Raw genomic sequence first — 7,390 nt, forward strand, 5'->3', positions numbered from 1 at the left:
CGCACGTTTATTGCCGGGGCCGCCTCGATACGGCGCCCCGGTTCAGCAGGAAGGAGTCCACCATGAGCAGCGTTACTGCCGATCACATCCCAGCCAGTCACGGTCACGAAGACCATGGCCATGCGGCCATCCCTCACGGCTGGCGGCGCTGGTTGTTCGCCACCAACCACAAAGACATCGGGACCATGTACCTGATCTTTGCCTTTACCATGCTGCTCGAAGGCGGCACGCTGGCCCTGCTGCTGCGTACCGAGCTGTTCGAACCGGGCCTGCAGTTTTTCGAACCGCAGCTCTTCAATCAGTTCACCTCCATGCACGGCCTGATCATGATTTTCGGGGCGATCATGCCGGCTTTCGTGGGCTTTGCCAACTGGATGGTGCCGCTGCAGATCGGCGCCTCCGACATGGCGTTCGCCCGCATGAACAACTTCAGCTTCTGGCTTTTGCCCGTAGCGGCCACCCTGCTGACGGCATCGTTCTTCGCTCCTGGCGGCGCCAACGCAGCCGGATGGACCATGTACGCACCGCTGTCCGAACAAATGGGCCCGGGCATGGACTTCACGATTTTTGCGGTTCACCTGATGGGCGCTTCATCCATCATGGGCGCGATCAACATCATCGTTACCATCCTGAACATGCGCGCACCCGGCATGACGTTGATGAAAATGCCGCTGTTCTGCTGGACCTGGCTGATCACCGCCTACCTGTTGCTGGCTGTCATGCCGGTTCTGGCCGCCGCGGTAACCATGCTGCTGACCGACCGCCACTTCGGCACCACCTTCTTTAATGCAGCGGGCGGGGGCGACCCGGTTCTGTACCAGCACGTATTCTGGTTCTTCGGGCACCCCGAGGTCTACATCATGATTTTGCCGGCCTTCGGCATCGTCTCCGAAGTCGTGCCGGCCTTTGCCCGCAAAAGACTGTTCGGCTATTCATCCATGGTGTACGCCACGGCCTCGATCGCCATCCTGTCGTTCCTGGTCTGGGCGCACCACATGTTCACCACCGGCATGCCCGTCACGGCGCAGCTGTACTTCATGTACGCCACCATGCTGATCTCGATCCCGACCGGCGTTAAGGTGTTCAACTGGGTGGCTACCATGTGGCGCGGCTCGATGACATTCGAAAGCCCCATGCTGTTTGCCATCGGTTTTATTTTCGTGTTTACCATCGGCGGCTTCACCGGCCTGATCCTGGCCATTGCGCCGATCGACGTCCAGGTGCAGGACACCTACTATGTTGTGGCGCACTTCCACTATGTGCTGGTGGCAGGGTCGCTGTTTGCCATGTTTGCCGGCGCTTACTACTGGCTGCCCAAATGGACCGGCCGCATGTACGACGAACGCCTGGGCAAATGGCACTTCTGGTCGACCATGATCTCGTTTAACGTCACGTTCTTCCCCATGCACTTTCTGGGCCTGGCCGGAATGCCGCGTCGTTACGCCGACTACCCGGCGCAGTTCACCGACTTCCACCAAATTGCCACCATCGGTGCATTCTGGTTCGGCCTGTCGCAGCTGATTTTCCTGTACGTAGCGCTTAAAGCCTTCTCCGGACGCGGTGAAATCGCCCCCGCCAAGCCATGGGAAGGCGCCACGGCGCTGGAATGGACGGTGCCTTCACCCGCGCCCTACCATACGTTCGTAACCCCCCCAGTCATCAATTAATATGATCATGACTCCGGAACAACGCCGCCGCAACCGCATTACCGGCCTGGCATTGGGCATCATTGCAATCGCAATCTTCGCCTGGTGCTTCTGGCGCGGCGGCCTCATGATGATGAGCTAAGCCCCACTATGACCGACGATATCCGCGAACTCTCGCAGCGCAAGCTGAATTTCTTCCAGACACTGAAGGCCGTGTCGTGGGCGTTTTTCGGCGTGCGCAAAGGCAAGGATTACAGGCAGGATATCGCCACGCTTAATCCGGTTCATCTCATTATTGCCGGCGCACTTGCAACCGTCGTGTTCGTCGGGGTGTTGATTTTCCTCGCCCGATGGGCGGTATTGAGCGCGCTCTAACACTTTTCAGTTTTGACTATTCGCATCAGGAGAACACCATGAGTGCAAGTCACTCGGCTAACAATGCGGCGGTGGCGCCCTATTACTACGTACCTGCAGACTCCGCCCACCCTGTAAGGGCAGCGGTCAGCCTGTTTTTAGTAATGCTGGGCGCGGCCCTCTGGATCAATAGCTACCAAACCGGCTTCTGGATATTTCTGGTTGGCATACTTAGCCTGTTCTTCGTGCTGTTCCACTGGTTTGGCGATGCCATCGGTGAATCCGAAGGCGGCATCAACAGCCAGCGCGTCGATCACTCCTACCGCTGGAGCATGGCCTGGTTCATTTTTTCCGAGATCATGTTCTTTGCCGCGTTCTTCGGCTCATTGTGGTACACCCGCGAGGTCACTACGCCGTGGCTAAGCAACCTCGACCACCAGACCCTGCTGTGGCCCCATTTCACCGGCACGTGGCCCAACTTCGGACCGGCCGGCACCATTACCCCGTTCGAATCGGTAGGCCCTTTCTGGCTGCCCACCATCAATACGGCCTTGCTGCTGACCTCGGGCCTGACCCTGACGATTGCCCACCACGCCTTGCGCGCCAGCCATCGCGGCAAAGCCATATTCTGGATGATCCTGACCGTTGCCCTGGGGTTCTCGTTCGTGGCCTGCCAGGCTTATGAGTACCACCATGCCTATACGGAGCTTCACCTGCGCTTCGACTCGGGCGCGTTCGGTTCGCTGTTCTACATGCTGACGGGCTTTCACGGCTTTCACGTGATCCTGGGCGCCACCATGCTGACGGTCATTACCCTGCGACTGATCAAAGGCCACTTTACGGCCGATCATCACTTCGGCTTCGAAGGCGCAGCCTGGTACTGGCACTTTGTTGACGTGGTATGGCTGGGCTTGTACCTGTTCGTTTACTGGTTCTAAACCGGTTGCGGCCTGAAATCAACGTAAAGGGCCGGCTTTGCCGGCCTTTTTTCTGAATCGGCCTTTCATCGCGGATTGATCCCCGTGCTTTGTATCCAGCCCATGTAGTGGGCAAAAAGCACAAACAGAAACAAGGCGATCGACAGCCCAACCCGCAAAGTCAGGGCATTAACGGTTTTGTTCGTGCCGCCCTTGTCACGCATCAGATAGAACAGGGCCGAGGCCATACTCCCCACGATACCCAGAAAAGCCAGGATTACTACGATACGCATTGCCGCCTCCGGTAAAGCTGGAATTATTGCAGATATGGCCCATTCACACGCCAATCCCCGTACCCTCGCCACCCTGATTTTGCTGGGTGCGATGGTTATCGTTTTCGTACTGGCAGGCAACTGGCAACTGCGGCGCGCGGCCCAGCGCCACGCCACAAGTGAAGCTATCGACAGCGGCCGCAGCCTCGCTCCCTTGCATCTTAGCGCCAAATCGCCCAGCAGCGAATTCACGAACTGGCGGCCGGTAACAGCCGGCGGCATCTGGCGCAATGACCTGACCGTCTTGCTGGAAAACCGCAGCTTCAAAGGCCGCACCGGGTATTGGGTGGCCACGCCGCTGCTGCTCGATGGCAGCCCGGACACCGCGGTGGTAGTGCTGCGCGGCTGGGTGCCACGGCCGCTGGGCCCGGGCGAAAAGCTCGCGCCCATCCCCAGCCCGCAGGGTCTCCAAACCCTGAGCGGGCAGTTGATAAACCGCGTGCCGCGCCTGTTCGAACTGTGGTCCATCGAACACAGCACAGCGGGCAAGCTGCCCGCGCAGCTGCCTTTGGCCGATCACACCCTGCCCCATGTGCAAAACCTGGACCTGAAGGCTTACGCCCAGGCCAGTGGTTTAACATTGCTTTCGACCATCGTCGAGCAAACCTCGGACAGCCCGGATGGATTCGGGCGCGAGTGGCCTCATGCATCGCTTAACGCCAGCGAAAATATCGGCTACGCGATGCAATGGTTTACTTTCGCCGCCATCGCCGCCATCGCGTGGCTGGTGACCGCCATGAACGCCTTGCGGCGCAAACGCGCAAGCCGCCCGCCCCCCGCTCAAGCGTGAACCCGCTGCATAACCCATAAGGAATCCACGTGCCCAGTATCGACCCGTCCCTGCCACCCAAGCCGCCCAAGCCTCGCTCGATCGCCCCCCTGATCGCCATTGTGCTGATTTGCCTGGCCCCCGTGGTTCTGGCCTTCCTCGCCTACTATGTGCCCGCTCTGGGCCTGCGTCCCGATGGCCAAAGCAACTACGGCACACTGATCGAACCGCAACGCCCGATACCGGCGGCCAGCGCCCTGGCGCTCACCACGGCCGACGGCCAGCCGTTCGACCTGCATAGCCTGCACGGCAAATGGATACTGGTCAGCGCAGACCAGGGTGCCTGCCCCGAGTCCTGCGTGAAAAAACTGTTTATCCTGCGCAATTCGCACGCCAGCCAAGGCAAGGAAGTCGAGCGCCTGACGCGCGTGTGGTTCGTGACCGATAACGCGCCGATACCAGCCCAGGTACTCGCGGCTTACAAAGGCACGATCATCGTTCATGCCGACCCCAAGCAGCTGGCCGCCTACCTGACGCCCGGCGCCGCCGCGGCAGACGCCGAATCGGCCTTGGAAAAGCCCATGTGGATCATCGATCCGCTGGGCAACCTGATGATGCAATACCCAGAGCAGGCCGATCCGCTCAAGGTGCGCGACGACATCAAAAAACTGCTTGCGCGCTCAAGCATCGGCTAAACGATCATGATCGACCGCATCCACGCCCGCTACCGCAAGCTGGTCTTCATGACCTGGTTTCTGACCCTCGACCTGATCATGTTCGGCGCCTTCGTGCGCCTGACCGATTCGGGGCTGGGCTGCCCGGACTGGCCGGGCTGTTACGGGAAAATCACGCCCCTGGCGGCCAGCGGCCATATCGAAAAGGCGCTGGCCGCCATGCCCTACGGCGCGGTCAGTTTTTCCAAGGCCTGGATCGAAATGGTTCATCGCTACGCCGGCTCGATCCTGGGCATGATGATTATCGCCATCGTCTACCTGGCCTGGCGCTATCGCGCCCGGCTGGGCCATACGCCGCGCCTGGCCATCGTCGCCTTTTTCGCCGTTTGCCTGCAAGGCGCCTTTGGCGCCTGGACGGTTACGCACAGACTCATGCCCGTAGTCGTTACCGGCCATCTATTGGGCGGAATGACACTGCTTGCCATCATGACCTGGCTGGCGGCGCGCGAGCGCAGCCACCTTCCGGTTGCTGCGGCGGCACGCACCTGGCGGCCCTGGATGGCGTTCGGATTCGCCCTGCTGTTGACGCAAATCGCCCTGGGCGGCTGGGTCAGCACCAACTATGCGGCGCTCGCCTGCATGGATTTTCCCACTTGTCATGGCCAATGGCTGCCCACAATGGATTTCGGCGACGGCTATTCACTGATCCGTGGCCTGGGCCTGCTTCCTTCGGGAGCCATGATTTCCCAATACGCCCTGACCGCCATACACTGGACGCATCGCAACTTTGCTTTCGTGGTGTTTGTCTATCTGGGCGTGCTGGGCTGGAAAATGCGCCGCGATCCGGGCTTGCGCGGCCCCGCCCAACTGCTGCTGGGCCTGCTGCTGGCGCAATTGTTTACGGGCCTGACCACCATCTTCTTCCAATGGCCGCTACTGATCGCCGTCATGCACAATGGCGGCGCCGCGGGCCTGGTGCTGGCCAGCGTCACACTGCTGGTGCGCCTTTCACGCGCCGGAGGGTCTAAAATACCGCTATGACCTCCGCCACCGCCGCCCAACCCCATCTATTTCGCCAATACCTGGTGCTGACCAAGCCCAGGGTCACGCAGCTTGCCGTTTTTTGCGCCGTCATCGGCATGTTCCTGGCCACACCCGGCTTGCCGCCGCTCGTCAATGTGCTGGCCGGCACGCTGGGCATCTGGCTGCTGGCGGCGGCCGCGTTTGCCATCAACTGCCTGATCGAACGGGAAATCGACGCACGCATGCTGCGCACCGCCCGGCGGGCGACGGCGCGCGGCACGATTTCCAACCTGCAGGTCGTGTCCTTCTCGGGCCTGCTGGGCGGGCTGGGCATGATGGTGCTCTACACCTGGGTCAATCCCCTGACCATGTGGCTGACCTTCGCCACCTTCGTGGGCTACGCCATCATCTACACCATTATTCTCAAGCCTCTTACCCCGCAAAACATCGTCATCGGCGGCCTGTCGGGCGCGATGCCGCCGCTTCTGGGTTGGGCGGCCGTCGCCAACGCAGCGCCGGCCGAAGCCTGGCTGCTGGTGCTGATCATCTTCATCTGGACTCCGCCGCACTTCTGGGCGCTGGCCTTGTATCGCAATAACGACTACATCAAGTCGGGGCTGCCCATGCTGCCCGTGACGCACGGCAAACAGTTCACCCGCCTGCACATATTGCTCTACAGCTTTGCGCTTTTTGCCGCGTCGCTGATGCCCTTTGTCATCCGCATGAGCGGCGTGGCGTATCTGGCCGCGGCCATCGTCCTGAGCGGTATATTCATTGCCTATGCCTGGCGTCTTTACAAGAACTATAGCGACGAACTGGCGCGCTCGCTGTTTCGCTACTCCATTTTGTACCTGGCATTGCTGTTCGCCGCCCTGTTGCTCGATCACTGGATTAATCTGCTCTAACCATGTCTCGCCATTTACCTTCTCGCCGCAGCTTTATCTCGCTGGCTGTCGCCGGCCTATTGTCGCTGGGGCTGGCGGGCTGCAAAGAACCCGTCAAATTCCAGGGCAGCGATATCAGCGGCACCCACCTGGGCCGCGATATGGCGATGGTCGACAGCAGCGGCACGCTGCGCACGCTGGCCGATTACAAAGGCAAGGTTGTGGTGGTGTTTTTCGGCTTCACCCATTGCCCGGATGTGTGCCCGACCTCGATGGCGGAACTGGCGCAAACCATGAGTTTGCTGAAAGGCGATGCGAAAAAGGTGCAGGTCGTCATGATCACGGTCGATCCCGAACGGGACACGGGCGCCATCATGGACACCTACGTGAAAGCGTTCAATCCCAGCTTTGTGGGGCTGACGGGCTCGCCAGACCAATTACATAAAACGGCGCAATCGTTCAAGGCCTACTATGCCAAGGCTTCGGGCGGTACGGCAGACAGCTACAGCATGAATCATTCCTCGTCCTTTTATATCCTGGACCAGACGGGCGAGGCCCGGGTATTGCTCAACGGCAATGCCCCGGCCAAAGTCATTGCCGACGATATCCGGCAACTGCTTTAGGACGTTTTCGGTTGAAGTGTTTACGGAACTGAACGCGTTTTGTATCGCTCTTTTTTTGAGCCGTTTTGGGTGGGGTCATTCTGTTAAGACGCCGCAGGGCGAGGGGTGGGTACCGTCCGGTCCGTCCAGCGGTCGGGGCGCTGCGCGCTCCGACTGCCCGGGTCTGCC

At 60.3% G+C, this 7,390-nt stretch carries 10 protein-coding genes; 9 read left to right on the plus strand and 1 reads right to left on the minus strand.

Annotated features, from left to right (window positions below; all coding sequences use genetic code 11):
* The first annotated feature begins 62 nt into the window (after positions 1-62).
* The 4 genes from ctaD to EDC26_RS16730 are packed head-to-tail and all read left to right on the plus strand — an operon-like array spanning position 63 to position 2,938.
* On the plus strand, positions 63-1,667 hold the full coding sequence (ctaD, locus tag EDC26_RS16715; RefSeq protein ID WP_132584723.1) for a cytochrome c oxidase subunit I: 1,605 nt from the start codon (positions 63-65) through the stop codon (positions 1,665-1,667).
* 7 nt (positions 1,668-1,674) lie between these two features.
* Positions 1,675-1,788: a hypothetical protein gene (locus tag EDC26_RS20610; RefSeq protein WP_132584725.1), complete on the plus strand. Its 114-nt coding sequence runs from the start codon at positions 1,675-1,677 to the stop codon at positions 1,786-1,788.
* 8 nt (positions 1,789-1,796) lie between these two features.
* Positions 1,797-2,021, plus strand: a complete 225-nt coding sequence (locus tag EDC26_RS16725) for a DUF2970 domain-containing protein (RefSeq protein WP_132584727.1) — start codon at positions 1,797-1,799, stop codon at positions 2,019-2,021.
* Between the two features lie 38 nt (positions 2,022-2,059).
* On the plus strand, positions 2,060-2,938 hold the full coding sequence (locus tag EDC26_RS16730) for a cytochrome c oxidase subunit 3 (RefSeq protein WP_132584729.1): 879 nt from the start codon (positions 2,060-2,062) through the stop codon (positions 2,936-2,938).
* 65 nt (positions 2,939-3,003) lie between these two features.
* Here the strand turns inward: EDC26_RS16730 and EDC26_RS16735 are convergent, their stop codons facing one another.
* Entirely contained in the window at positions 3,004-3,210 is a 207-nt protein-coding gene (locus tag EDC26_RS16735) for a twin transmembrane helix small protein (RefSeq protein ID WP_132584731.1), read from the minus strand.
* A 34-nt stretch (positions 3,211-3,244) separates the two neighbouring features.
* On the opposite strand from EDC26_RS16735, the gene EDC26_RS16740 reads away from it, so the two are divergent.
* Genes EDC26_RS16740 through EDC26_RS16760 form a run of 5 tightly spaced genes read left to right on the plus strand, consistent with a single transcriptional unit; the run spans position 3,245 to position 7,222 of the window.
* Entirely contained in the window at positions 3,245-4,039 is a 795-nt protein-coding gene (locus EDC26_RS16740) for an SURF1 family protein (RefSeq protein ID WP_132584733.1), read from the plus strand.
* Between the two features lie 38 nt (positions 4,040-4,077).
* Positions 4,078-4,713: an SCO family protein gene (locus EDC26_RS16745; protein WP_132584759.1), complete on the plus strand. Its 636-nt coding sequence runs from the start codon at positions 4,078-4,080 to the stop codon at positions 4,711-4,713.
* 9 nt (positions 4,714-4,722) lie between these two features.
* The gene (locus EDC26_RS16750) at positions 4,723-5,733 is read left to right on the plus strand and encodes a COX15/CtaA family protein (protein WP_132584761.1); all 1,011 of its coding nucleotides are present in this window, start codon (positions 4,723-4,725) and stop codon (positions 5,731-5,733) included.
* Complete coding sequence (gene cyoE, locus EDC26_RS16755; protein WP_132584735.1) at positions 5,730-6,620, plus strand: heme o synthase; 891 nt, start codon at positions 5,730-5,732, stop codon at positions 6,618-6,620. The genes EDC26_RS16750 and cyoE overlap by 4 nt, the downstream gene beginning before the upstream one ends.
* 2 nt (positions 6,621-6,622) lie before the next feature.
* The gene (locus EDC26_RS16760; protein WP_132584737.1) at positions 6,623-7,222 is read left to right on the plus strand and encodes an SCO family protein; all 600 of its coding nucleotides are present in this window, start codon (positions 6,623-6,625) and stop codon (positions 7,220-7,222) included.
* The last annotated feature ends 168 nt before the right edge of the window (positions 7,223-7,390 follow it).

It is taken from the genome of Paralcaligenes ureilyticus (assembly GCF_004346225.1).
In the GTDB taxonomy this organism is placed as follows: Bacteria; Pseudomonadota; Gammaproteobacteria; order Burkholderiales; family Burkholderiaceae_B; genus Paralcaligenes; species Paralcaligenes ureilyticus.